Source organism: Rhizobium sp. 05L429 (assembly GCF_056397645.1).
In genome coordinates this window covers 57,614-79,757 of the sequence record NZ_JBFTNV010000023.1, presented here as the reverse complement: position 1 = coordinate 79,757, position 22,144 = coordinate 57,614, and the positions used below count along the sequence as shown (strand labels likewise).

Below are 22,144 nucleotides of genomic sequence, written 5' to 3'. Positions count from 1 at the left end.
GACCATCCGATGAATTTTTCAGCCTGGTCCATTCGAAATCCGATCGCGCCGCTCCTGGCCTTCTGCCTGTTGATCTTCATCGGCATGCAGTCCTTCAACGCGCTGCCGATCACGCGCTTCCCGAATATCGACGTGCCGCTCGTTTCGATCAGCGTGACCCAGAGCGGCGCCTCGCCGGCCGAACTTGAAATGCAGGTGACGAAGGAGATCGAAGACGCGATCGCGTCCATCACCGGCATCGACGAAATCCAGTCGTCGGTAACCGACGGCAGCTCGCAGACCAACGTCATGTTTCGGATGGAAGTGCCGACGGAACAGGCTGTACAGGACGTCAAGGACGCGATCGACCGCATTCGCAGCGATCTGCCGGCGACAGCCGAAGCACCTATTGTCACCAAGGTCGATGTCGAAGGACAGGCAATCCAGACCTTTGCCGTTTCCTCGCCTGACATGTCGCTGGAAGAGCTCTCCTGGTTCGTCGACGATACTATCAAGCGTGCGCTGCAGGGTCAGGCCGGCATCGGCCGCGTCGACCGTTACGGCGGCGCGGAGCGCGAAGTGCGCATCGAGCTCACCCCCGACAAGCTCAATGCCTACGGCATCACCGCCGCAAGCGTGAACCAGCAGCTGCGCGGTACCAACGTCGACCTCGGCTCCGGCCGCGGCCAGGTGGCGGGCAGCGAACAGGCGATCCGCGTTCTCGGTGACGCCCGCAACGTCGCCGAGCTTGCAGACACGACGATTGCGCTGCCGAGCGGCCGCTTCGTCAAGCTGTCCGATCTTGGCGTTATCAAGGACACCTACGAGGAGCCGAAGTCCTTCTCGCGCTTCAACGACACGCCGGTGGTTACCTTCGGCGTTTTCCGCTCGAAGGGCGCGAGCGAAGTCAGCGTCGCCGAAACCGTGGGGCAGAGCCTCGAAAAGGTGCGCAGCGAAAACCCGAACGTGAAGATCGAGCTGATCGACGATTCGGTCTACTTCACCTACGGCAACTACGAAGCCGCCATTCACACGCTGCTTGAAGGCGCGCTCCTCGCCATCATCGTCGTCCTTCTGTTCCTCAGGAACTGGCGGGCGACCCTGATATCGGCCATCGCACTACCGCTCTMCGCGATCCCGACCTTCTGGGTCATGGACATGATGGGCTTCTCGCTGAACCTCGTCAGCTTCCTCGCCCTGACGCTTGCGACGGGTATCCTCGTCKACGATGCGATCGTGGAAATCGAAAACATTGCGCGTCACATCAAGATGGGCAAGACGCCCTATCGGGCGGCGATCGAGGCGGCGGACGAAATCGGCCTTGCCGTCATCGCAACCACCTTCACGATCATCGCCGTCTTCGTGCCCGTTTCCTTCATGCCGGGCATTCCGGGCCAATACTTCATTCAGTTCGGGCTGACGGTCGCCTTTTCCGTTTTCTTCTCGCTGATGGTGGCGCGCCTCATCACCCCGATGATGGCCGCCTATCTGATGCGTGCCGAAGACGGCATGGAAGACCATCAAGACAATGACGGCCTGCTGATGAAGGGCTATACGCGCCTGGTACGCGGCACGACGGGGCACTGGTACACGCGTTACGCGACCCTGCTTGCTGCGATCGGTTTCCTGGTCGGTTCCGTCTTCTTGCTGATGCAGGTTCCCGGCAGCTTCCTGCCGCCGGAAGACGCCTCGCGCATCGTTCTCTCCGTCGAACTGCCGCCCAATGCGCGGCTCGACGACACCGAGAAGACGACCGATGCGATCTATGACAGGGTCAAGGACATCAACGGCGTCGAAAGCGTCTTCGTGCTCGGCGGCGCATCGCCGAAGGGCGATCTTGAACTGCGCCGCGCGACGATCACGCTGGCACTTGACAAGCTCGACCAGTCGCTGGTCAAGAAGGTGGTCAACGATGTGCTCGGCCATATTCCTGTCATCGGTCCGATGCTGCCGAAGGTGGAAGTCCACGGCCGCGAACGTCCGCAATGGGATATCGAAAAGGAAGTCTTCGCCAAGCTGCGCGACATTCCCGACGTCCACATCCTCAAGCTCAACGACCGCGGCGAACGCGACCTCTCCTTCAACTTCCTCTCCAAGAACGAGAAGGACCTGAATGATGCGGTCGGCATTCTGGAATCCAAGCTGCGTGCCGATCCGCTACTGGCCAATGTCAGCGCCGACGGCGCCCTGCCCCGTCCGGAATTGCAGGTCTACCCGCGCAAGGACGAAGCCGCCCGCCTTGGCATCACGCCGCAGCAGATCTCCGAGACGATCCGTGTCGCTACAATCGGCGATGTCGATGCGGCTCTCGCCAAGATCTCGCTCGACGATCGCCAGATTCCGATCCGGGTTCAGGCATCACTCGACATGCGCCGCGACCTGGCGGCCATTCGGGCATTGAAGATCCAGACCGCCAGCGGCGGCACCGTTCCGCTCGCAAGCGTCGCCAATATCGACTATTCGGAAGGCGTCAGCTCGATCAAGCGCAACAACCGCTACCGCGTCGTCTCGATCGGCTCCGACCTGCCGCAGGGCGTGGCGCTCGACACGGCTTCGGCCCGCTTCCGCCAGATCGTCGACGACGCCAAAATCCCTGCCACGGTGCACCTTGCCGAAAGCGGCGACACCAAGGTGCAGTCCGAGATGCAGCAGAGCTTCGTCAACGCCATGTTGATGGGCCTCCTCTTGGTGCTGACGGTGTTGATCCTGCTCTTCAAGGACGTAATCCAGCCCTTCACCATCCTGTTCTCGCTGCCGCTCGCCATCGGCGGCGTGGCGGCGGGCCTAATCGTCACCAGCAACCCGCTGTCGATGCCGGTCATGATCGGCATTCTGATGCTGATGGGTATCGTCACCAAGAACGCCATCCTGCTCGTCGATTTCGCGATCGAGATGCGCCACCAGGGCATGGCTCGTGTCGAGGCCATGGTCGAAGCCGGCCGCAAGCGCGCACGGCCGATCATCATGACCTCGATCGCCATGTCGGCCGGCATGCTGCCTTCCGCGCTCGGCGTCGGCGAAGGCGGCTCGTTCCGCGCGCCGATGGCGATCGCGGTGATCGGCGGCATTATCGTCTCGACAGTGCTCTCGCTCGTCGTCGTGCCCTCCTTCTTCCTGATCATGGACGATCTTTCCCGCCTGCTCGGCTGGATCTTCGGCCGCTTGGTCGGCAAGAAGGACAAGGAGGACCTGCCGATGTCGAGCGAAGATCTCACCCGCGTCGCCCGCGAGAACCGCAGCGACATCGACTCGCTGGAGGAACGCCTGACCGCGATCGAGAAGCCGGAAAGCAAGCGCAAGGTTGCCAACGACACCAACGTGCTGCGCCTGCCGCCCTTCGCGGCTGAATAAGCATAACGCCATGAAGAAAAAGGCCGGGTATCAACCCGGCCTTTTTCTTTTCTAAGCCTTACCGTGGACGTGGTGCCGCCGTGCTGTCTCTCACGACAAGTTCGAGATCGAGCGCCTCACGGTTTTCCGGCACTGCATTTTCGAGGATCGCCGTCACCGAGCGTCGGGCGATTTCGGCAAAGGGCTGCGCGACGGTGGTCAAACGCGGAAGCGAGATCGCAGCTTCAGGCACGCCGTCGAAGCCGATGATGGAAACATCCTCTGGCACTTTCAGCCCGCGCTCGGCGAGCCATTGCATGGCAAACAATGCAACCTTGTCCGACATCGCCAGAATTGCCGTCGGTGGATTGGCAGAGGAGAACAGGGCTTCCATGGCCATCAGCGTGCTCGATCTGTCATGCAAGGTTCCCTGGATCGGAATGGCTTCGCGAGGAATGCCATATTCCGCCAGCGCCTGCCAGTAGCCATGCATGCGGTCACGCGGGGTCGCCTCCATTTCAGGATCGACACGCTCGGGCGCCACCACGCCGACAAGGCCATCGACATCGCCGATCGACAGAATCGCGATGTTCCGGTGCCCGAGTTCCAACAGATGCCGCGCAGCCGCAGCTCCGCCCGAGATATTGTCGATGCCAATCGCCGGAATGGTCTCGTCCTCGATACCGAGCGCCAGCGCGATGAACGGCAGTTGGCGCTGGCGGGTGAGTTCCACCAGCCTCTCTCCGCCTTCCACGCACAGCAGGATGAAGCCATCGACGAGCGCGCTGTTGATGTTCCAGGCAAGCCGCTCCTCATTCATCGCCGATACGACGGCAATACCGGTGCCGCTGGCATCGCAAACTTCGCCGACCGCGGTCATTAGCGAACGCGCCCAGGGGTCGTCGAAGAAGTAGGTGAGCGGTTCGACTGCAGCCACACCGATCGCGTTCACCCGCCCTGCCCTGAGCAGCCTGCCCTTGATATCCGGCCCGCCGTAACCGAGCTCTCGGGCGACGTTGAGCACCCGCTCGCGAACCTCCTCCCGGACCACTTCTGGACGGCTGAATACATTCGATGCCGTGCCCTGCGATACGCCTGCCGCCTTGGCGACATCAGCCAGTCTCACATGCCCCTTAGCCAAAACCGCTCCTTGCAGATATAAACGACGGCACCCTAGCAAAAAATTGTATCGGTTCAAAATAAACTTGACAGCATCAAGGTTGAGGAAGAGAATTGAATCGGTTCAAAAAACCCACCGAGCTTTTGAATCGATTCAATATCGTGGAGAACGAAACGATGGTCCCGATCAGTTCGCTATTCAAGGATCTCTATGAAGACCGCTGGGGTAACCCGCGCAACAACCATCCTGCTAGCGAGGCCGAACGCGGCAAGCGCCTCTTTGTCCTCCTGCCTTTCATCCGTCGGTTCACCAGCAGCCGCAAACATCCGGACGCCTGGTCCTTCACAATCCCGATCGATCGCCGGCTTCGATAAGAGTTCTCAACAGCAGCGTTTGACCAAAATCAATTCCCCCGCGCTTCGCTTCCTCTATTCTGGCATCATCAAGGGGAATATTGGCGGCGTTGACCGCCGCCGGAGGCGGGAACATGAACAGGATGCTGATGCCGAGCAGCCGCGAGCGGACGCTGCTTTCCAGAGCCGGAATATTTGCAGAACTGGACAGTGCGGAAACCGAGGCGCTGCGCGCCTGCTCCACTGTAATGGTTTCCGCTTCGCACGACATTCTCTTTCAGGAAGGCGAACCTGGCGTTTATTTCTACAGCGTGCTGGAAGGCTACGTCCGGCTCTTTCGTCTGAACGGAGAAGGTCGCGAGGCAGACATCCGCATCTGCGAGCCGGGCGACAGCTTCGCCGAATGTCTGATCCAGGCAGGCGGGATCTATCGTTACGCCGCCCAGTCGATGGACAACACGGTTCTTGCCCGCTTCCACGTAGGCAAAGTGCGCGCCCTGCTGGCCGAGTACCCACGGATCGGCACAGCGATCATGCGCAGCCTGTCGCTGCATCTGCTGTCGACGATGGAATGCCTCGCCAACGACCGCATGCAGACGGCGCCGCAACGCGTGGCGCACTATCTTATCTCGCACTGCGTCGAAGAAGGATCGGCAACGGCATCGCTGCGCCTGCCCTTCCCGAAGAACCTGCTCGCCCGCAAGCTCGGTCTGGCGCCGGAGGCGCTGTCCCGCGCCTTCTCGACGCTTAAGTCTGCAGGCGTGACCGTGCGCGGGCGCTTCATCGCCATCAGCGACATCAACACGCTCAAGCGTATCTAAGCTCTAGATGTGGAACCCTTGACGTTCCACATCTAGAGACCGCCCTGCACCCGCAGGAAGTCGACGATAGAACTGATGCCGTCGCCACGCTTCATGTCGGAGAAGACGAAAGGGCGGGTCGCCCGCATGCGCGTCGMGTCGCGGTCCATCACATCGAGGTCGGCGCCGACATAAGGCGCCAGATCCTTCTTGTTGATGACAAGAAGGTCGGATCGGGTAATGCCCGGCCCGCCCTTTCGCGGGATTTCCTCGCCCTGGCAGACGGAGATCACATAGATGGTGATATCGGCGAGATCGGGCGAGAACGTCGCCGCCAGATTATCGCCGCCGGATTCGATGAAGACCACGTCGAGATCCGGGATTCGCTCATTGAGCCCCGCGATGGCTTGCAGGTTGATCGTCGCATCCTCGCGGATGGCCGTATGCGGGCAGCCGCCGGTCTCGACGCCKACGATGCGCTCGGACGGCAGCGCCTGCATGCGCACCAGCGCTTCGGCATCCTCAGTCGTATAGATATCATTGGTTACGACAGCGACGGAATAGTCGTCGCGCATCGCCTTGCAGAGCTTTTCGGTCAGCGCCGTCTTGCCCGAGCCAACAGGCCCGCCGATGCCGACGCGCAAGGGTCCGTTTCTTGATTTCATATGTCTTACTCCAATCGAAGCCGGATGATAGCGAAGCGCCGGTTTCTCGCCACCGTCAAATGACGCAGATATCAGGATAAGTCTCGTTCAGGAGCGGAACAGCCGCGTCTGCTGCGTCTCATGCCGAAGTCCCGCTATATCAGCCTGAACCGTTGCAGAACCCAGATCGTCAAGGCTGGAGCGCGCTGCACGCGCGGCAATATCAATCACATGCTCCTCCAGCCCGGCGAGGATCGCAACACCGTCCTTCTGTCCGGCAACACCGAGCCGGATGCCGGCGGAAACGGACTGGGAGAGATAGGCGTGCAGAAAGGCGGCAAGTGCCTTCTCCAGCTGAATGCCGTGCGCGCCCGTTACCGCGCCGACGGCGATCGGATAGGCTGCCTTCTTCGGCAGCCGGCCGAGTACATCGTCCGGCCACGCTTGCGCGGCGATGAGGAAGGCCTCGCCGAGCAGCATGGTTTCCTGATGCCGCTCACGCGACCCGGCAAGCGCTTCGGCAAGTTCGGCAAGCTCCGAAAGACGATCGGCGTCGTCATGACCGCGATGGCTTTCGGCAAAGAGGACCGCATCGTTCCAGACCGAGCCATTGCCGGTCAGCGTCTCCAGCCAGCGCCGCAGCATGACGGCACCGTTGACGAGCCCATCGGCGACCGCCCGCTCAAGGCCGCCGGAATAGGCAAAGGAGCCGATGGGAAAAGCCGGCGAAAGCCATGCCGTCAGGCGCAGCAAAGCCTGCAGCTCACGATCCTCAGCCATCAGGCTTCAATCGTGCTTATGATGGCTGTGGTCGTGGTTGTGACCATGCTCGTGGTCATGGTCGTGATGATCGTGCCCATGTTCATGATGCGCGTGGTCATGGTGCTCGTGGTCGTGATGATCATGATCATGGTTATGTCCGTGATCGTGATGATCATGCCCGTGCGAATGTCCGCCCTGGGAATGATAGGCGCCGCGCGCCGGTTGGAAGGGTTCGTTGATATCGAGCACCATCGCGCCCAGTCCCTGCAGCATCGTGCGGATGACATGATCGCGCAGGATCACGATGCGATCCTCCTCGATCTGGGCCGCGAGATGACGGTTGCCGAGATGCCAGGCGAGTTCGACCAGATGCACACGGTCGCGACCGCGGACTTCGAACAGCTTCTCGTCGGCGGCAAGGATTTCGATCAACTCGCCGTCCTCGCGAACCAGCATGTCGCCATTGGCGAAAAGCACCGGATCCTTGAGATCGAGCATCACCATCTCGCCGTTCTCCAGATGCAGGAGCTTGCGGCGCAGGTGCCGCAGATCGTGCGGCAGCTTGACCTGTGCGGTCGGGTGAGAGGAAGGGGTGCCGGCGGGGAGATAAGATGTGACGCGCTGCATGACATATCCGTTAAACTGGGACCTAGACCATGCAAAATAGCCCTTCGCGATGCAAGCACCAATGCACGTTTCGTAAACGGCCAGTCAGGAAAGGCTCTAGATTCCGGATGCCTGCAGTAGGCTTGCCTCGTCAGGCCCGATACCCTGCACGCCAAGGCCGTTTTCGACGAGGCCGTGCCAGGCATGGTTCAGCCCTTCCCGCTCATGAACGACACGATTGCGGCCGAGCGCCTTGGCGAGATAGAGCGCCTTATCGGCAGAGGCATAAACCGCCTCCTTGTCGCGTCCCTCATGGAGATCGGCAATGCCGCCTGATATCGTGATGGTGACATTGTGCCCATCCGCCGGAATCGGCCGCGCCGCAATCTGTGCCCTCACGGCTTCTATGCGCGCCACCCGCTCCTCCGGCGCTCCGCCCTGAACGACGATACCGAACTCCTCGCCGCCGAGTCGCGCCACGACCGACGCGCCGTCAAAAGCGGCCGAGAGCATCGCCGAGACGGCAGTAATGACGGCGTCACCACAGCCATGGCCGAAACGGTCGTTGATCGCCTTGAAACGATCGACGTCGAAAATGGCGAGACAAGCGTCGCCGTCGACTTTCTCCAGGGCATCGGTAAAAGCGCGCCGGTTCAAGAGCCCCGACAGCGTATCGGTACGGCTGAGCTTTTCGAACTTCGCACGCGAGACGGTCAAATCATGAATGGCGAAACCTGCAACGAGCGACAGCACGCCCGAGACCATTCCGCCGATCAGCCAGGAAAGAATAATGGCAAAGATCATCGCATGCCCAAGGGTGATCGGCAGCATTCCCATGAAGTTGAGCGGAGGCAGAATGATCATGATGATGAAGCCGGACAGGATAACCGCCAGAAAACTCATCTTCAGCGCAAAAGTATAAACGGTTTTGCGATGCTCGAAACTGCCCAGATCAGCCTGAAGCGATATCCAATTTTCCATGAGAATCGACCTTCCTGCCCGCGTTTCCTCGGCATTGATAGGGTCGCAATTGCTGCGGGGGTCTTAATCCAATCGCTAAAATTCGAGTGATTTCAGGGGATTCAGCCAATCTGTTTTTTCTAGCAGGAGATGCAACTTTTCGGGACAGGACCTACCACGGTGAGAGACACATCTAAGAATTTGATTTTAAATGTATTTTATACGAGCCGATGAGCACGTGTTTCAGAATGGTCTATGGCTGAAAAATCACAGTCTATCCATAGATTTCCACAACCAAACAGAGAGTGATGCTCAGACTTCACTTCAAGAGCAACAATGCGGGACCTGGCGGCAAAAAGACAAGAGTTAAAACGGAAAATAAAGCAGCGCCATCACGGCCGCCGAGGTTGAGGAGGAGCCTTCAACTTCAATTATAGAGGCCAAGCGAGAGCACCAAAGTCTGCGGCAGCGGGTTCCAAAAACCGGTTCGCAAACCGCCCGCCCGCAATGTCGCTGCAGTCCATGTATTGCAGCCGAACAGCGCATTGAAATAGCCCTTCGCCTCGAAGAACCTGTCGTAGTCGCCATATCCCGGTTCCCCGATCGGCAGGGTGGTTCCATTCTCCCTGACGAAACTGTCATTGATGAAGCCGACCAGTTGCTCGAACCGTTCGCCATCKACATTGAGAACCGTCACGGCCGGGTGGGTTTCGGAGATGCTTCCGGCGACATCGACATGCATCACCGACCTGTCGATCGTCAGCGCACGAAACACCGGCATCGGCTTCAGATCGCCCCAGGTCGGCGTTTCGAGATAGAATGAGCGGCCACCCCATCCGAAGATCAGCCATTGTGCAGCGGGATCACTCACCGGAATGCCGGCGTCTTCCAGGAACGAAAAGGAGGCCCTAAGCCGATCGTCGAGCGGGATCGCGATATCCGTATGGATCGGGCCGGAAAGCAAAAGAATGCGTTGCGAGGATGTCGTATCGGGAGAAGCGTTGGCTGCAACGAGGAGCGGCCTTGGAACGAAGGTCCCGGCAGCCGCCAGGAACAAAAGCAGCGCGATTGCCCTCGTCAGCCACCGCGCTGCCAGTTTCAAGCCGCCCATGGACGAACAACCTCAGAACAGGAAATAACGCTGCGCCATCGGCAGCACTGTTGCCGGTTCGCAGGTCAGCAACTCGCCATTCGCCCGCACCTCGTAAGTCTCCGGGTCGACCTCGATATGAGGTGTCAGGTCGTTGTGGATCATCGATGCCTTGGAGATGCCGCCGCGGGTGTTCCTGACGGCAACGAGATCCTTGGCGACGCCAAGGCGGCCCTTGATACCGGCATCGAGCGAAGCCTGCGAAACGAAAGTAACTGAGGAATTCGTCAGGCTCTTGCCGAAGGAGGCAAACATCGGCCGATAATGCACCGGCTGCGGCGTCGGGATGGAAGCGTTCGGATCGCCCATCGGTGCGGCGGCAATGGAGCCACCGAGCAGCACCATATCCGGCTTCACGCCGAAGAAGGCCGGGTTCCATAGGACGAGGTCGGCACGCTTGCCGACTTCGATGGAGCCGATCTCGTGCGACAGGCCGTGCGCGATCGCCGGATTGATCGTGTATTTGGCGACATAGCGACGGACGCGGAAATTGTCGTTGTCTCCCTTTTCTTCCTTCAGGCTGCCACGCTGGCGCTTCATCTTGTCGGCCGTCTGCCAGGTGCGGATCAGCACTTCGCCGACACGGCCCATGGCCTGGCTGTCCGACGAGATGATCGAAAAGGCGCCAATATCGTGCAGGATGTCTTCGGCCGCGATCGTCTCCTTGCGGATACGGCTTTCGGCAAAGGCGATATCCTCGGGGATCGACGAGGACAGGTGATGGCAGACCATCAGCATGTCGAGATGCTCGGCGATGGTGTTGACCGTATAGGGCCGTGTCGGATTGGTGGACGACGGAATGACGTTGGGCTGGCCGCAGATCTTGATGATATCGGGCGCGTGGCCGCCACCCGCACCTTCCGTATGGAAGGCATGAATGGTGCGGCCCTTGATGGCGCCAATCGTATCCTCTACGAAGCCGCTTTCGTTCAGCGTATCCGTATGGATCATCACCTGCACGTCATACTCGTCGGCAACCGACAGGCAGCAGTCGATGGCGCCGGGCGTMGTGCCCCAATCCTCGTGCAGCTTCAGCGAAGTGGCGCCGGCAAGCACCATTTCGACCAGCGCGCCCGGCAGCGAGGCATTGCCCTTGCCGGCAAAGGCAAGGTTCATCGGAAAGGCATCTGCTGCCTCGATCATGCGGGCAATATGCCAGGGACCTGGCGTGCAGGTCGTTGCCAGCGTGCCATGCGCAGGCCCGGTGCCGCCGCCGAGCATGCAGGTCACGCCGCTCATCAGCGCTTCCTCGATCTGCTGCGGGGCGATGAAATGGATATGGCTGTCCATGCCGCCGGCCGTCACGATCTTGCCTTCACCGGCAATTGCTTCCGTGCCCGGACCGACGATGATGTTGACGCCGGGCTGCACATCCGGATTGCCGGCCTTGCCGATCGCCGCGATGCGCCCGTCCTTCAAGCCGATATCGGCCTTGTAAATGCCGGTATGGTCGATGATGACGGCATTGGTGATGACCGTATCGACCGCACCATCTGCCCGCGTCACCTGGCTCTGGCCCATGCCATCACGGATGACCTTCCCGCCGCCGAACTTCACCTCTTCGCCATAGGTGGTGAAGTCCTTTTCGATCTCGATGAAAAGCTCCGTATCGGCAAGGCGGACCTTGTCGCCGGTGGTTGGACCGAACATGCCGGCGTAGGCCTTGCGGGAGATCTTGTAGGGCATCTATCAGGCTCCTTGGGAGGAAGAGGCGAATTGTTTTCCGGCAAGCCGCCTTAGACGGCCCGCCGCAATATGGGAGTCGACGAGTTGCTTCTCGGCGGCGAAAGGATGCCATTCCCAGCCCACATGGCCGAAGCCTGCGAGTGTCACCTCGTCACCGGGAAATCTGTCGAGTACTTCGCCGATCACGATCATGCCGCTGCTCGGCACGACGTAAGGCGCCGGCGAGAAGGCAGAAAGCGCCTGATCGACGGCTTCATGAATCCGTTTGTCAACGACCCTATGCAGCTTGCCGGCTTCGGCACAGAAGTCGCTGAATTGATCGGTATAGTCGTCGCAAAAATCATCGAGTTCGGGATGCGAAACGGCAAGCGGCCCGCGCATCGCCGCAAACTTCGCGGGATCGCGCACGCCCCAGATTTCAGAGGCCTCGACAACGCCCGGATGGATGCGCCAGCTCTCGGAACTGATCATGGCCTTGCCGGGCCGACCGGTATTGCACACGGCCACCACGTCGGTGCGCGTGCCGCCAGTGCCATAGGAGCGGCACTCGTTGAAGCGGATGACGAAGTCGGCAGCATCGATGATCTCTGCCCCTCCTTCTCCCACGTCGCCGTTGCCCACGATCATGATCGACCTGCCCACCTTACTGGCCCATTCCATCGGCGAGCGCTTTGAGCTCTTTGGTTCTAAGATCGGTCAGGTCGGCGAGGCAGCCCGCCACCAGCATCGGCTCCATCGTGCCGCCGCGAGCCTGGAAGCCATAGTTTTCGCACTGCGCGTCGCGATAGTTGATCCAGGCGCGCTGTGCCTTGAGGAGCGCCTGCTCGGCGCCCTTCATGTCACCATCGAGATCCTCGTCGATCGTCGCCATAGCGGCACGTGTCAGCTTATACTGGGCATTAAGCCCCTTGTCGGCCTCGTCATAACGCGCCTGCGCGCAACTGGTCATGTCGGACTGCGTCTCTGCATTGTCGCAGTCCACGTCCTCCGCATTAACGCCACCGGCGGCAAACAGCATCAGGGCCGCACCGATGAGCCCGATCTTCAAGCGCATGTATCTCCTCCCGTCATTTTCTTTTATTTAGAGCCGGCCCATGACGAGCTGGCGGAAGCCATAGATCTCACGTTTGCCGGACAGCGGAATGAGTGTCACCGATCGGGTCTGGCCCGGCTCGAAGCGCACGGCGGTGCCGGCGGGAATATCGAGCCGCATACCGTGGGCCTTGTCGCGATCGAAGGACAGGCCGGCATTGGTCTCGGCAAAATGATAGTGGCTGCCGACCTGTACGGGGCGGTCGCCGGTATTGGAGACATCGAGTGTGACGGTCGGCACACCGGCATTGAGCTCGATCTCGCCATCAGCGGCAATGATTTCGCCAGKGATCATCTATCTCTCCTTAAGCCGCCTTGGACGCACAGCCCTCGGCCTTCAGAACACGCTTGGCGGAAGCCGGATTGTTGGCAAGTTTCGCCGCGGGCCGGATGGGCCTGATAACGAGATTGCCGCCGCAATTCGGGCAGACACCCTTCAAGACGTTCCCGACGCAATCCGCACAGAAGGTGCATTCGAACGTGCAGATCATCGCTTCCGCGCTGTCGGGCGGCAGATCCTTGTCACAGCATTCGCAGTTCGGTCGAAGCTCCAGCATGATGCCCCCTCAGCGGATCGGTTCGTGTACGGTGACCAGCTTCGTTCCGTCAGGGAATGTCGCCTCGACCTGCACGTCGTGGATCATCTCGGCAATGCCTTCCATCACCTGGTCGCGCCCAATGACATGGGCACCGGCTTCCATCAACTCGGCGACCGGGCGGCCATCGCGCGCCCCTTCCACGACGAAATCGCTGATGAGCGCGATCGCTTCCGGATAGTTCAGTCTCACGCCGCGCTCCAGCCGCCGTCGCGCCACCATGGCCGCCATGGAAATCAACAGCTTGTCTTTTTCTCTCGGAGTGAGGTTCATCGTCTACCTGCTTGTTGAACTTATAGATTCCAGACTTTCGGCACAGGCGCTCCGTTGCGCAAGGCGGAAATGACCGGGATCAGGATTTTTCTGAGCGCAAAGCCATCAGCTGCGGCAAGGCGCACGACGATCTTGTCGCTCCACGCACTCGCGCCACCCATATGCCCATCGACCAGCGGCCGCACCTTGGAAAGATAGGCTTCCGACATCGGCCCGGCATAAAGAACCGTCGCAAAGGCCACCTGTCCGCCGAGCACCGCCTGCTCTGCCGCAAGCAGCGCCACGGCATCGGAGAGGCGCAGTTCCTCGGCATGGATCAGCCGGCCGGACCGGCGGATGCGCCAGCGATCGCGAAACAGGCCCATCTCCATCGTCTCGCCCATCGCCTTGCGCCCGAGCAGAATGGCCTCGACGGCCAGAAACTCGGCGCTGTCGTCGAGATCGACATCCAGACGGCGAAACAGCGAGGCGCGATCGAAGAGAATGGTTTCCTGCGGCAGCCAGTCGACGCGGGCGCCCGGCCCGACCTGGATCTGCGTCGTGACCTCGGCCGTACCGGTCGACGCCTTGTAGATCTTCTCGCAGGCTTGCGTTGTGACATCGATGCGCGTGCCCGCCCCGGCCGATACGCTCCAGTTCATGCGGTCGCCACCGGTCAATCCGCCGGCCGTATTGATGATGACAGCCTCCATCGACGCATTGAACGTATCCGGCAAGCGAATCTTCGCCGCGCCTTCCTGATAGAGCTCGTGGATCCGCGTGCGCCCGCCTTGCACCTTGGCAGCGAGATGCCCGCGTCCTTCCGCTCTCTGCAGTCTTGTCGTGCCCGCCGCCGCGCCTGTCATGCCACCCCCGTACAGATGCCGTTCTGTCTGGCACTTTGCGTTGAATGTGTCTGGTGACTGCAGGAAAGCAAGTCCCGTGCCGCATTCCGAAAGCCTGTGGCCCACGGACGATCCGGATGGCGCGAAAGGCATTTGCCGCAAAATGCGGCATCTGCCAGCGCGATCACCAGAAAGATCACACAGTCAGATGGCGGCGCGCTTCCGACGTGTCCAAAGTTTCGGCAAGACCTTCGTGCACGATCTCGCCGCGGTCCATGATGTAGACATAGTCGGCAAGCTCGCGGCAGAAATCGAGATATTGCTCGACCAGCAGGATCGCCATGCCGGTGGAATCGCGCAAATAGCGTATCGCCCGGCCGATATCCTTGATGATCGACGGCTGGATGCCCTCGGTCGGCTCGTCGAGCACCAGGATCTTCGGACGCGTGACCATGGCGCGGCCGATCGCCAGCTGCTGCTGCTGCCCGCCCGAGAGATCGCCGCCGCGACGCGACAACATCGACTTCAGCACCGGGAAGAGACTGAAGATATCATCAGGGATATTGCGGTCGCGGCGGCCAAGCGGAGCAAAGCCGGTTTCGAGGTTTTCCTTGACGGTCAAAAGAGGGAAGATTTCGCGCCCCTGTGGCACATAGCCGATGCCCTGTTTGGCGCGGGCAAAGGGCGGCAACCCGTTCAACTTCGCATCGTTGAAGGTAATCGTGCCGGCCGAAAGGGGATGCTGGCCCGTAACGGCGCGCAGAAGAGAACTCTTCCCCACGCCGTTACGCCCCAGCACGCAGGTAATCTTTCCCATCTCCGCCTTGACGGAGATGCCGCGTAGCGCCTGCGCTGCGCCATAATGAAGATTTGCGTTTTCGACTGTCAGCATCTTAGCGCCCCAGATAGTTCTCGATCACCTTCGGATCGGAGCTCACAAAATCGATCGAGCCTTCCGCCAGCACCGAGCCTTCAGCAAGACAGGTCACCTTCACACCGAGATCGCGAATGAAACCCATGTCATGCTCGACCACGACGACCGACCGAGTCTTGGCGATGTCCTTGAGGAGAATGGCCGTTTCCGCCGTTTCCGCATCGGTCATACCGGCCACCGGTTCATCGACCAGCAACAGCTTCGGCTCCTGCGCCAGCAGCATGCCGATCTCCAGCCACTGCTTCTGGCCATGCGACAGGTTGGCCGCAAATTCGTCGCGCCGATGCGTCAGCCGTACCGTCTCCAGGATCTCCTCGATGCGCGCCTTGTCCTCACCGGACAGCCGATAGAACAGCGTCGAGAACACCGTGCGACGGCGGTTCAACGCAAGCTCCAGATTGTCCCAGACCGTGTGGCTCTCGAAGACTGTCGGCTTCTGAAACTTCCGGCCGATGCCGAGCTGAGCGATATCGGCCTCGTCCTTCTTGGTGAGGTCGATATTGCCGTTGAAGAACACCTCGCCCTCATCGGGCCGGGTCTTGCCGGTGATGATATCCATCATCGTCGTCTTGCCGGCACCGTTCGGGCCGATGATGGCCCTGAGTTCGCCGGGCTCGATGACGATCGATAGCGAGTTCAAAGCCTTGAATCCGTCGAAGGAGACCGACACGCCATTGAGATAGAGTACGCTGTTGGGTTTGACGTCGGGGATCATGGGTCTACTCCGCAGCCTGGATTTTCGCGTCGACACCTTCTTCGGCCACCACCGGCGGCACGTCATTTGAAACCGGCTTCCGCTTGCCGACATGCTGGGCGATCGTGCCGACGATGCCCTTCGGCAGGAGCAGCGTGACGAGCACGAAGAGACCGCCGAGCGCAAAGAGCCAGTAATCGGGGAAGAGGCCGGTAAAGATCGTCTTGCCGCCGTTGACGAGGATGGCGCCGATGATCGGCCCGATCAGCGTTGCGCGCCCGCCGACAGCCGTCCAGATGACGACTTCGATGGAGTTGGCCGGCGCGAATTCACCGGGATTGATGATGCCGACCTGCGGCACGTAGAGCGCTCCGGCAATGCCTGCCATCATCGCCGAGACGACGAAGGTGAAGAGCTTGAAATGCTCGACGCGGTAGCCGAGGAAGCGCGTGCGGCTTTCCGCATCGCGCACGCCGACCAGCACCTTGCCGAATTTCGAGCGGACGATGGCCCAGGCAATCATCAGCGACAGAGCAAGGAAGATCGCCGTGGCTGCAAAGAGCGTGGCACGCGTACTGTCCGCCTGCACGTTGAAACCGAGGATTTCCTTGAAATCGGTCATGCCGTTATTGCCGCCGAAGCCCATGTCGTTGCGGAAGAAGGCAAGCAACAGCGCATAAGTCATCGCCTGCGTGATGATCGACAGATAGACGCCGTTGACTCTGCTGCGGAAGGCGAACCAGCCGAAGACGAAGGCGAGCAGTCCGGGCACGAGCAGCACCATCAGCGCCGCAAACCAGAACTGGTCGAAGCCGTACCAGAACCAGGGCAGTTCCTTCCAGTTCAGGAAGACCATGAAATCAGGCAGGATGGGGTCGCCATAAACGCCGCGCGGCCCGATCTGCCGCATGAGATACATGCCCATCGCATAACCGCCGAGCGCGAAGAACGCGCCATGGCCAAGCGAGAGAATACCGCAGAAGCCCCAGACGAGATCGAGCGCCAGCGCCAGCAGCGCATAGGTCAGGTATTTGCCGAACAGCGCCATGATGTAAGTCGGCACATGCAGCGGGTTGTCCGCTGCGGTGGCCAGATTGAGCACCGGCACCAGAACCGCCACTGCCAGCAGGATGGCGATGGCAATCGAGATCCGGCGATCGAGAGACCGGAGAAGGAAGGCCGTAATCATGCTTCCACCGCCCTTCCTTTGAGTGCGAAGAGCCCRCGCGGACGCTTCTGGATGAAGAGAATAATGAGGACAAGCACCAGGATCTTGCCGAGCACGGCGCCGGCAAAGGGCTCGAGAAACTTGTTGACGACGCCGAGCGACAGGGCGCCGACGAGCGTGCCCCAGAGATTGCCGACACCGCCGAAGACCACGACCATGAAACTGTCGATGATGTAACTCTGGCCGAGGTTCGGCGAGACGTTATCGATCTGCGAGAGCGCCACACCCGCCATGCCGGCAATGCCGGAGCCGAGCGCGAAGGTGAAGGCGTCGACCCAGCCGGTGCGGATACCCATGGACGAAGCCATGCGGCGGTTCTGGGTGACGGCACGCATCTGCAGGCCGAAGGCGGAGCGCTTCAACAGCATCAGCAACGCCAYGAAAACCGCCATCGAGAAGACGATGATCCACAGACGGTTCCAGGTGATCGCCAAACCGCCGAACTCGAAAGCACCCGACATCCAGCTCGGATTGCGAACCTCGCGATTGGTCGGGCCGAAGACCGTACGCACCGCCTGCTGGAGGATCAGCGACACGCCCCAGGTGGCAAGCAGCGTTTCCAGCGGCCGGCCGTAGAGATAGCGGATCACGGATCGTTCGATGACGAGGCCGACGAAACCGGTGAAGATGAAAGCGGCGKGCACGGCAAAGGCCAGCGAATAATCCGCCATGCCGGGGAAGGTCGAGGTTATGTATTCCTGCACGACATAGGTCGTGTAAGCTCCGATCATCACCATTTCGCCATGCGCCATGTTGATGACGCCCATCACGCCGAAGGTGATGGCAAGGCCGATCGCCGCAAGCAGCAGCACCGAACCTAGCGACAGTCCGTACCAGACGTTCTGAACGATATTCCAGAGAGCCAGGCTGCGGTTGATGGTGGAAATATGCGCCTGAATAGCGGGCTTGAGATCATCGGGAGCCGTTGCCAGCGCCGTGGTCAGAATGGTCAGCACATCGCGGCCGCCGCGGGCTGCGACCGTATCGATGGCAGCCTTCTTCTCCTCGGCGCTCATATCGCTCTTCAGCACCATAACGGCGCGGGCCGCTTCCATGGTGCTCTTGATCTCGGCGTCCTTTTCATCCGCCAATGCGGAGTTCAGCAGATCGAGATTGGCTGGATCGGCATCTTTCAGAAGGCCCTGGGCAGCCGCAAAGCGAGCGCCGCGATCGGGGCTCAGCAACGTCAGCTGGCTCATCTGGCTGGCAATGAGCGTGCGCACCGAATTGTTGACCCTGACCTTCGACATCGTGTCGGGATCAATGTCGGCCACAGCCGCGCCGGTGAGCGGATCGGAATAGGTCGGCTCGTCATCCGTGCCGCCCTGCAGGAGCACGGGACCGCCCTCGTCCGAATTGACGTAAAGCAGGCCGTCGCTCAGCTGCTGCAATATCTGGCTGACATGCGCATCCTTGGAAGCGACGAGCGCCTTGATGGCCGCTTCACGCTCCGGAAAACCGCCAACGCCAAGCGCATCGACAAGGGCGTGGACATCATCCTGGGCCTTCAGACCGGCCGTTAGCCCCGTGAGTGTCAGGCAAACAGTCAAAAGAAAGATCTTGATGGCGCGATACATCGGCTTTCCCGCCTAAATTATCCTGGCAACCGCTGGGGACAGAGCTTCCGCCCGGATTTGAAATCCGGACGGAAGTCTTGGAGGCTCGTGTCGGAGCGGCTAACTCAGGAACCCTTGCCGCCGCACTTGCCAGTGGCAACGTTGAAGTTGCCGCAGTTCATAGGCTTGCGCCAATCGGAGATCAGATCCTTGGAGTCCGGCAGGAAGTCGGACCATTCGTCGCCGACGACCGCGGGGGTCTGCTGGACGATTTCGAACTGGCCGTCGGCCTGAATTTCACCGATCAGCACCGGCTTGGTGATGTGGTGGTTCGGCATGACTGTCGCAGTGCCACCGGAGAGGTTCGGAACGGAGACGCCGATAATGTGGTCGAGTACGGCATCCGTATCGGTCGTGCCGGCAGCCTGAACGGCCTTAACCCAGGCGTTGAAGCCGATATAGGCAGCTTCCATCGGGTCGTTGGTCACGCGCTTGTCGTTCTTGGTATAGGCGTGCCATTCCTTGATGAACTTCTTGTTGATCGGCGTATCGACCGATTCAAAGTAGTTCCACGCCGCCAGGTGGCCGACGAGCGGCTTGGTGTCGAGACCGGCAAGCTCTTCTTCGCCGACCGAGAAGGCGACGACCGGAATGTCGGTCGCCTTGACGCCCTGGTTGCCGAGTTCCTTGTAGAAGGGAACGTTGGCGTCACCATTGATGGTGGAAACGACGGCGGTCTTCTTGCCGGCTGCACCGAATTCCTTGATCTTCGAGACTTCCGTCTGCCAGTCGGAGAAGCCGAATGGCGTGTAGTTGATCAGGATGTCTTCCTTCGGAATGCCCTTGGATTCGAGATAGGCTTCGACGATCTTGTTGGTCGTGCGCGGATAGACATAGTCGGTGCCTTCGAGCACGAAGCGCTTAACGCCTTCATTCTTCATCAGGTAGTCGACCGCAGGGATCGCCTGCTGGTTCGGCGCGGCACCGGTGTAGAAGATGTTGCGCGAGGATTCTTCACCTTCGTACTGAACCGGGTAGAAAAGCAGCGAGTTCAGCTCTTCGAAGACGGGCAGCACCGACTTGYGTGAAGAGGAGGTCCAGCAACCGAAAACGGCCGCAACCTTGTCCTTCTCGATCAGCTCGCGCGCCTTTTCCGCAAAGAGCGGCCAATCGGAAGCCGGATCGACGACGACGGCCTCAAGCTTCTTGCCGAGAAGGCCGCCCTTCTTGTTCTGCTCATCGATGAGCATCAGCATGGCGTCTTTCAGCGTGGTTTCGGAAATCGCCATCGTGCCGGAAAGCGAGTGCAGCACGCCGACCTTGATCGTATCGTCGGCGGCAATCGCACCGTGGAAGGCAGCCGATGCCGCCATGACGGCGCCAAGTGCTGCGCCCCTAAGGGTGGATTTGAGATTCATATGGTTGATCCCCTCTTCTTGTTCCGCAACAGGCCGGAAACGGAAATTAACTGTTGCCGAGAGGACTATCGGGTGCTGCAGCGCAAAAACACATACGCAAAATGATGTAGGCGGCAGGGGCAAACGGGCAGGCAAGGACAAGACAGGGCATCCCGCGGAGGGCATGCCCTGTCGGTTTGATATTATCCGCCGATCGTCAAGGTGACCGATGTCGGGCCGTAGGAAAGGGTCGCCTTGTGGCCGGAGAGGGTGAACTTGTCGAAGATGCCGGTGACGGCTCCCGCCTTCAGGATCTCGATCTTCGTTCCGGCCGCCGGGGCGTAGCCCGAGGCAAGTGTCACGTCGAGAGTGCCGGCGAGCGCCGCCTTGCCCGCGATGACCACCGTGCCTGCCCCGTCAGCACCGAGCGTCGGCTTCGCCGTGGCATTGGCGAACTGCTGGTATTCGCCGCCTACGATCAAGGGCTTGTCTGCTGCCAGAACGAGAGAACCGCCATTCACGGACAGTCCGCCGGTGCCGAAGGCCGAGGGCGAGCCTGCCACCAGCACGCCTTCCTCCAGCACCGTGCCGCCAGCATAGCTGTTGGCGCCTGATAGCCCGAGGATGCCGCTGCCGCCCTTCACCAGCCTGCCCTTGCCGCCGATGTCGTTGCGCCAGGTGTCGATCGCGTTGAAGCCGCCCCTTGCCGCATCCATCCTCACGGTCACATCCTGTTCGAAGGCGCCGTAGCCATCGGCGGCGGCAAACAGGTTGAGGCGACCGTAACCTTCCGCGTCATCGAGGAGCGGGTAGCCGGAGGCAACCTCCGTCGTCTTCAGCACGTCGCGGCGCTGTTCACCGTCGAGATAAGGCAGACGTGTTTCGAGAAGCGCTTCGGCGCCCTGCGGCACGCGGGCCGCCCGATCGGTCGCATGGATCGACGGCAGGCCGTAGCTCAGGCGTTGAAGCACATAAGCTCGGTTGGCATCATGATCGGCGAAACGGTCTGCGGCCAGCGGCGCTGCATGAGCCACGACTTCGAGCGCGCCCGCATCCGCAACGCCTGATTTGGCAATGAGCCATGCCTGCGCCTGGGCGTAAGCATCGCTCTTCAACGCGGCATTGCCGGCCTTGTTCAGATTATAGACGACGGTGGCAGTGCCGAGCATGCGGCCGCCCATCACGTCGAGCGGAGAATGCATGCCGGCAAGGATGCGGTCTTCACCCAGTTCGCTGGCGCGCGTGAGCATTTCCTGAAAACGCTGCGGCACGAGATAGGCCATGGCAAGCGCATCCCGCCAGGCTTCCGCCGTGTGTCCGCTCGGGAAACCGCCGTCTTCGGCCAGCTTACCGCTCTTGGCGGTCTCGAGCGCCGGGACAACCGACACGTCCTGGCTCCAGCGGTAGGGACGGCCATATTTGAAATAACGCTTGGCGGGCTCCGTCGAGCCATCACCACTCGCGGCATTGATGAAGTCGATGGCAAGGCCCATGTCCGGATTGGCGTCGGTCTTGTTTTMGGTGTCCGGCTTGCTGCCGGCGCCGCGATTATTGCCCTTGTCGTCGTATTTGACCGTCGTCGCATCGGCCGCGACCTCGGTGATCGTGGTGGTCTGCTTGGAGCCCGCTTTCCAGGCATCCGTCAGCGGACCGAGGCCGTCGACGATGCTGGCATTCTTGCCCCGCCGATCGTCGAGATAGGCGGCAACCGCCTGAGCGTCCGTCCGCGCCCGCGTCGCTTTGACGACATAGGCGATGTTCGCATCGTGGGCGAGCTTGTTGACGACCTGGCCGTCGGTCTTGCTGAAGGGAATGCCGTCCCAATCCGTCTTGGCAACAGCAGGACAATTATCCTTGGCCGGAGCCTCTACGCCGGCATCGACGAACGACGTGCGCGGTGTCCAGATTTCGAGGAAGCCTGAGAGAAGATGGACGGCGGCATTGGCGTCTGCCGTCGAGAAGCAGGCGTCGCCCCGCTTGTTGGTGTTTCCGGCCTCCACATAGGGCGCTTTCGCCGTCGTGGCCTGCTCGGCGGCGGCAAGCGATGGCACGATCGAAAGAAGGCAGACGAGAGCGGTGCTCAGACGGCAAAGGCTTAAGACAGACATGGGCGACACCCGAAATCGTTGAACGAACGGCAGGAGAGTTAGAGCCCTTATG

The 22,144-nt window shown here is 60.7% G+C and carries 22 protein-coding genes; 3 read left to right on the top strand and 19 right to left on the bottom strand.

Annotation, left to right across the window (positions count from 1 at the left end; genetic code table 11):
* Positions 1–9: 9 nt before the first annotated feature.
* Positions 10–3,330: an efflux RND transporter permease subunit gene (locus AC1DNW_RS22630; RefSeq protein ID WP_477854433.1), complete on the top strand. Its 3,321-nt coding sequence runs from the start codon at positions 10–12 to the stop codon at positions 3,328–3,330.
* A 58-nt stretch (positions 3,331–3,388) separates the two neighbouring features.
* Here AC1DNW_RS22630 and AC1DNW_RS22625 read toward each other — a convergent pair whose 3' ends face one another.
* On the bottom strand, positions 3,389–4,450 hold the full coding sequence (locus tag AC1DNW_RS22625) for a LacI family DNA-binding transcriptional regulator (protein WP_113311281.1): 1,062 nt from the start codon (positions 4,448–4,450) through the stop codon (positions 3,389–3,391).
* 155 nt (positions 4,451–4,605) lie between these two features.
* Between AC1DNW_RS22625 and AC1DNW_RS22620 the strand changes: the two genes are divergently transcribed.
* Positions 4,606–4,803 carry a hypothetical protein gene (locus AC1DNW_RS22620; protein WP_162748608.1) on the top strand — a complete coding sequence of 66 codons (198 nt, stop codon included), beginning with the start codon at positions 4,606–4,608 and terminating at the stop codon, positions 4,801–4,803.
* A 113-nt stretch (positions 4,804–4,916) separates the two neighbouring features.
* Positions 4,917–5,603, top strand: a complete 687-nt coding sequence (locus tag AC1DNW_RS22615) for a Crp/Fnr family transcriptional regulator (protein ID WP_113311279.1) — start codon at positions 4,917–4,919, stop codon at positions 5,601–5,603.
* 32 nt (positions 5,604–5,635) lie between these two features.
* On the opposite strand, the gene ureG is transcribed toward AC1DNW_RS22615, so the two are convergent.
* The 18 genes from ureG to AC1DNW_RS22525 form a co-directional block, all read right to left on the bottom strand.
* Positions 5,636–6,247: an urease accessory protein UreG gene (ureG, locus tag AC1DNW_RS22610; RefSeq protein WP_477854432.1), complete on the bottom strand. Its 612-nt coding sequence runs from the start codon at positions 6,245–6,247 to the stop codon at positions 5,636–5,638.
* 87 nt (positions 6,248–6,334) lie between these two features.
* Positions 6,335–7,006 (bottom strand): urease accessory protein UreF, encoded by a 672-nt coding sequence (locus AC1DNW_RS22605; RefSeq protein ID WP_113311278.1) that lies wholly within the window; start codon positions 7,004–7,006, stop codon positions 6,335–6,337.
* 6 nt (positions 7,007–7,012) lie between these two features.
* A complete protein-coding gene (locus AC1DNW_RS22600; RefSeq protein ID WP_113311277.1) occupies positions 7,013–7,615 on the bottom strand; it encodes an urease accessory protein UreE in 603 nt (200 codons plus the stop codon).
* A 96-nt stretch (positions 7,616–7,711) separates the two neighbouring features.
* The gene (locus AC1DNW_RS22595; RefSeq protein WP_113299758.1) at positions 7,712–8,575 is read right to left on the bottom strand and encodes a GGDEF domain-containing protein; all 864 of its coding nucleotides are present in this window, start codon (positions 8,573–8,575) and stop codon (positions 7,712–7,714) included.
* 406 nt (positions 8,576–8,981) lie between these two features.
* Complete coding sequence (locus AC1DNW_RS22590) at positions 8,982–9,656, bottom strand: TIGR02117 family protein (protein WP_477854467.1); 675 nt, start codon at positions 9,654–9,656, stop codon at positions 8,982–8,984.
* Positions 9,657–9,677: 21 nt separating this feature from the next.
* Positions 9,678–11,390, bottom strand: coding sequence for an urease subunit alpha (ureC, locus tag AC1DNW_RS22585; protein ID WP_113311276.1), 1,713 nt, complete (start codon positions 11,388–11,390; stop codon positions 9,678–9,680).
* A 3-nt stretch (positions 11,391–11,393) separates the two neighbouring features.
* Complete coding sequence (locus AC1DNW_RS22580) at positions 11,394–12,017, bottom strand: Urease operon accessory protein (protein WP_113311314.1); 624 nt, start codon at positions 12,015–12,017, stop codon at positions 11,394–11,396.
* Positions 12,018–12,033: 16 nt separating this feature from the next.
* A complete protein-coding gene (locus AC1DNW_RS22575; RefSeq protein WP_113311275.1) occupies positions 12,034–12,444 on the bottom strand; it encodes a lysozyme inhibitor LprI family protein in 411 nt (136 codons plus the stop codon).
* Positions 12,445–12,471: 27 nt separating this feature from the next.
* Positions 12,472–12,777 (bottom strand): urease subunit beta, encoded by a 306-nt coding sequence (locus tag AC1DNW_RS22570; protein ID WP_477854431.1) that lies wholly within the window; start codon positions 12,775–12,777, stop codon positions 12,472–12,474.
* A 10-nt stretch (positions 12,778–12,787) separates the two neighbouring features.
* Positions 12,788–13,039: a DUF1272 domain-containing protein gene (locus AC1DNW_RS22565; protein ID WP_477854430.1), complete on the bottom strand. Its 252-nt coding sequence runs from the start codon at positions 13,037–13,039 to the stop codon at positions 12,788–12,790.
* Between the two features lie 9 nt (positions 13,040–13,048).
* A complete protein-coding gene (locus AC1DNW_RS22560) occupies positions 13,049–13,351 on the bottom strand; it encodes an urease subunit gamma (protein WP_113299763.1) in 303 nt (100 codons plus the stop codon).
* A gap of 20 nt (positions 13,352–13,371) precedes the next feature.
* Positions 13,372–14,196 carry an urease accessory protein UreD gene (locus AC1DNW_RS22555; RefSeq protein WP_113311272.1) on the bottom strand — a complete coding sequence of 275 codons (825 nt, stop codon included), beginning with the start codon at positions 14,194–14,196 and terminating at the stop codon, positions 13,372–13,374.
* Positions 14,197–14,371: 175 nt separating this feature from the next.
* Positions 14,372–15,067: an urea ABC transporter ATP-binding subunit UrtE gene (gene urtE / locus AC1DNW_RS22550; protein ID WP_113311271.1), complete on the bottom strand. Its 696-nt coding sequence runs from the start codon at positions 15,065–15,067 to the stop codon at positions 14,372–14,374.
* A gap of 1 nt (position 15,068) precedes the next feature.
* The gene (gene urtD / locus AC1DNW_RS22545) at positions 15,069–15,824 is read right to left on the bottom strand and encodes an urea ABC transporter ATP-binding protein UrtD (RefSeq protein ID WP_113311270.1); all 756 of its coding nucleotides are present in this window, start codon (positions 15,822–15,824) and stop codon (positions 15,069–15,071) included.
* Between the two features lie 4 nt (positions 15,825–15,828).
* Entirely contained in the window at positions 15,829–16,992 is a 1,164-nt protein-coding gene (urtC, locus tag AC1DNW_RS22540) for an urea ABC transporter permease subunit UrtC (protein WP_477854429.1), read from the bottom strand.
* Entirely contained in the window at positions 16,989–18,608 is a 1,620-nt protein-coding gene (gene urtB, locus AC1DNW_RS22535) for an urea ABC transporter permease subunit UrtB (protein WP_477854428.1), read from the bottom strand. Before urtB ends, urtC begins: the two co-directional genes overlap by 4 nt.
* A gap of 104 nt (positions 18,609–18,712) precedes the next feature.
* On the bottom strand, positions 18,713–20,005 hold the full coding sequence (gene urtA, locus AC1DNW_RS22530) for an urea ABC transporter substrate-binding protein (RefSeq protein WP_477854427.1): 1,293 nt from the start codon (positions 20,003–20,005) through the stop codon (positions 18,713–18,715).
* 182 nt (positions 20,006–20,187) lie between these two features.
* Positions 20,188–22,092: an acid phosphatase gene (locus AC1DNW_RS22525; protein WP_477854426.1), complete on the bottom strand. Its 1,905-nt coding sequence runs from the start codon at positions 22,090–22,092 to the stop codon at positions 20,188–20,190.
* Between the last annotated feature and the right edge of the window lie 52 nt (positions 22,093–22,144).

Bases quoted from the DNA above. Each gene is read 5' to 3' on its own strand.
- AC1DNW_RS22620 (WP_162748608.1), top strand. From the start codon at position 4,606: ATGGTCCCGATCAGTTCGCTATTCAAGGATCTCTATGAAGACCGCTGG.
- AC1DNW_RS22615 (WP_113311279.1), top strand. From the start codon at position 4,917: ATGAACAGGATGCTGATGCCGAGCAGCCGCGAGCGGACGCTGCTTTCC.
- AC1DNW_RS22605 (WP_113311278.1), bottom strand. From the start codon at position 7,006: ATGGCTGAGGATCGTGAGCTGCAGGCTTTGCTGCGCCTGACGGCATGG.
- AC1DNW_RS22600 (WP_113311277.1), bottom strand. From the start codon at position 7,615: ATGCAGCGCGTCACATCTTATCTCCCCGCCGGCACCCCTTCCTCTCAC.
- AC1DNW_RS22595 (WP_113299758.1), bottom strand. From the start codon at position 8,575: ATGGAAAATTGGATATCGCTTCAGGCTGATCTGGGCAGTTTCGAGCAT.
- AC1DNW_RS22580 (WP_113311314.1), bottom strand. From the start codon at position 12,017: ATGATCGTGGGCAACGGCGACGTGGGAGAAGGAGGGGCAGAGATCATC.
- AC1DNW_RS22575 (WP_113311275.1), bottom strand. From the start codon at position 12,444: ATGCGCTTGAAGATCGGGCTCATCGGTGCGGCCCTGATGCTGTTTGCC.
- AC1DNW_RS22565 (WP_477854430.1), bottom strand. From the start codon at position 13,039: ATGCTGGAGCTTCGACCGAACTGCGAATGCTGTGACAAGGATCTGCCG.
- AC1DNW_RS22560 (WP_113299763.1), bottom strand. From the start codon at position 13,351: ATGAACCTCACTCCGAGAGAAAAAGACAAGCTGTTGATTTCCATGGCG.
- AC1DNW_RS22555 (WP_113311272.1), bottom strand. From the start codon at position 14,196: ATGACAGGCGCGGCGGCGGGCACGACAAGACTGCAGAGAGCGGAAGGA.
- urtE (WP_113311271.1), bottom strand. From the start codon at position 15,067: ATGCTGACAGTCGAAAACGCAAATCTTCATTATGGCGCAGCGCAGGCG.
- urtD (WP_113311270.1), bottom strand. From the start codon at position 15,824: ATGATCCCCGACGTCAAACCCAACAGCGTACTCTATCTCAATGGCGTG.
- urtC (WP_477854429.1), bottom strand. From the start codon at position 16,992: ATGATTACGGCCTTCCTTCTCCGGTCTCTCGATCGCCGGATCTCGATT.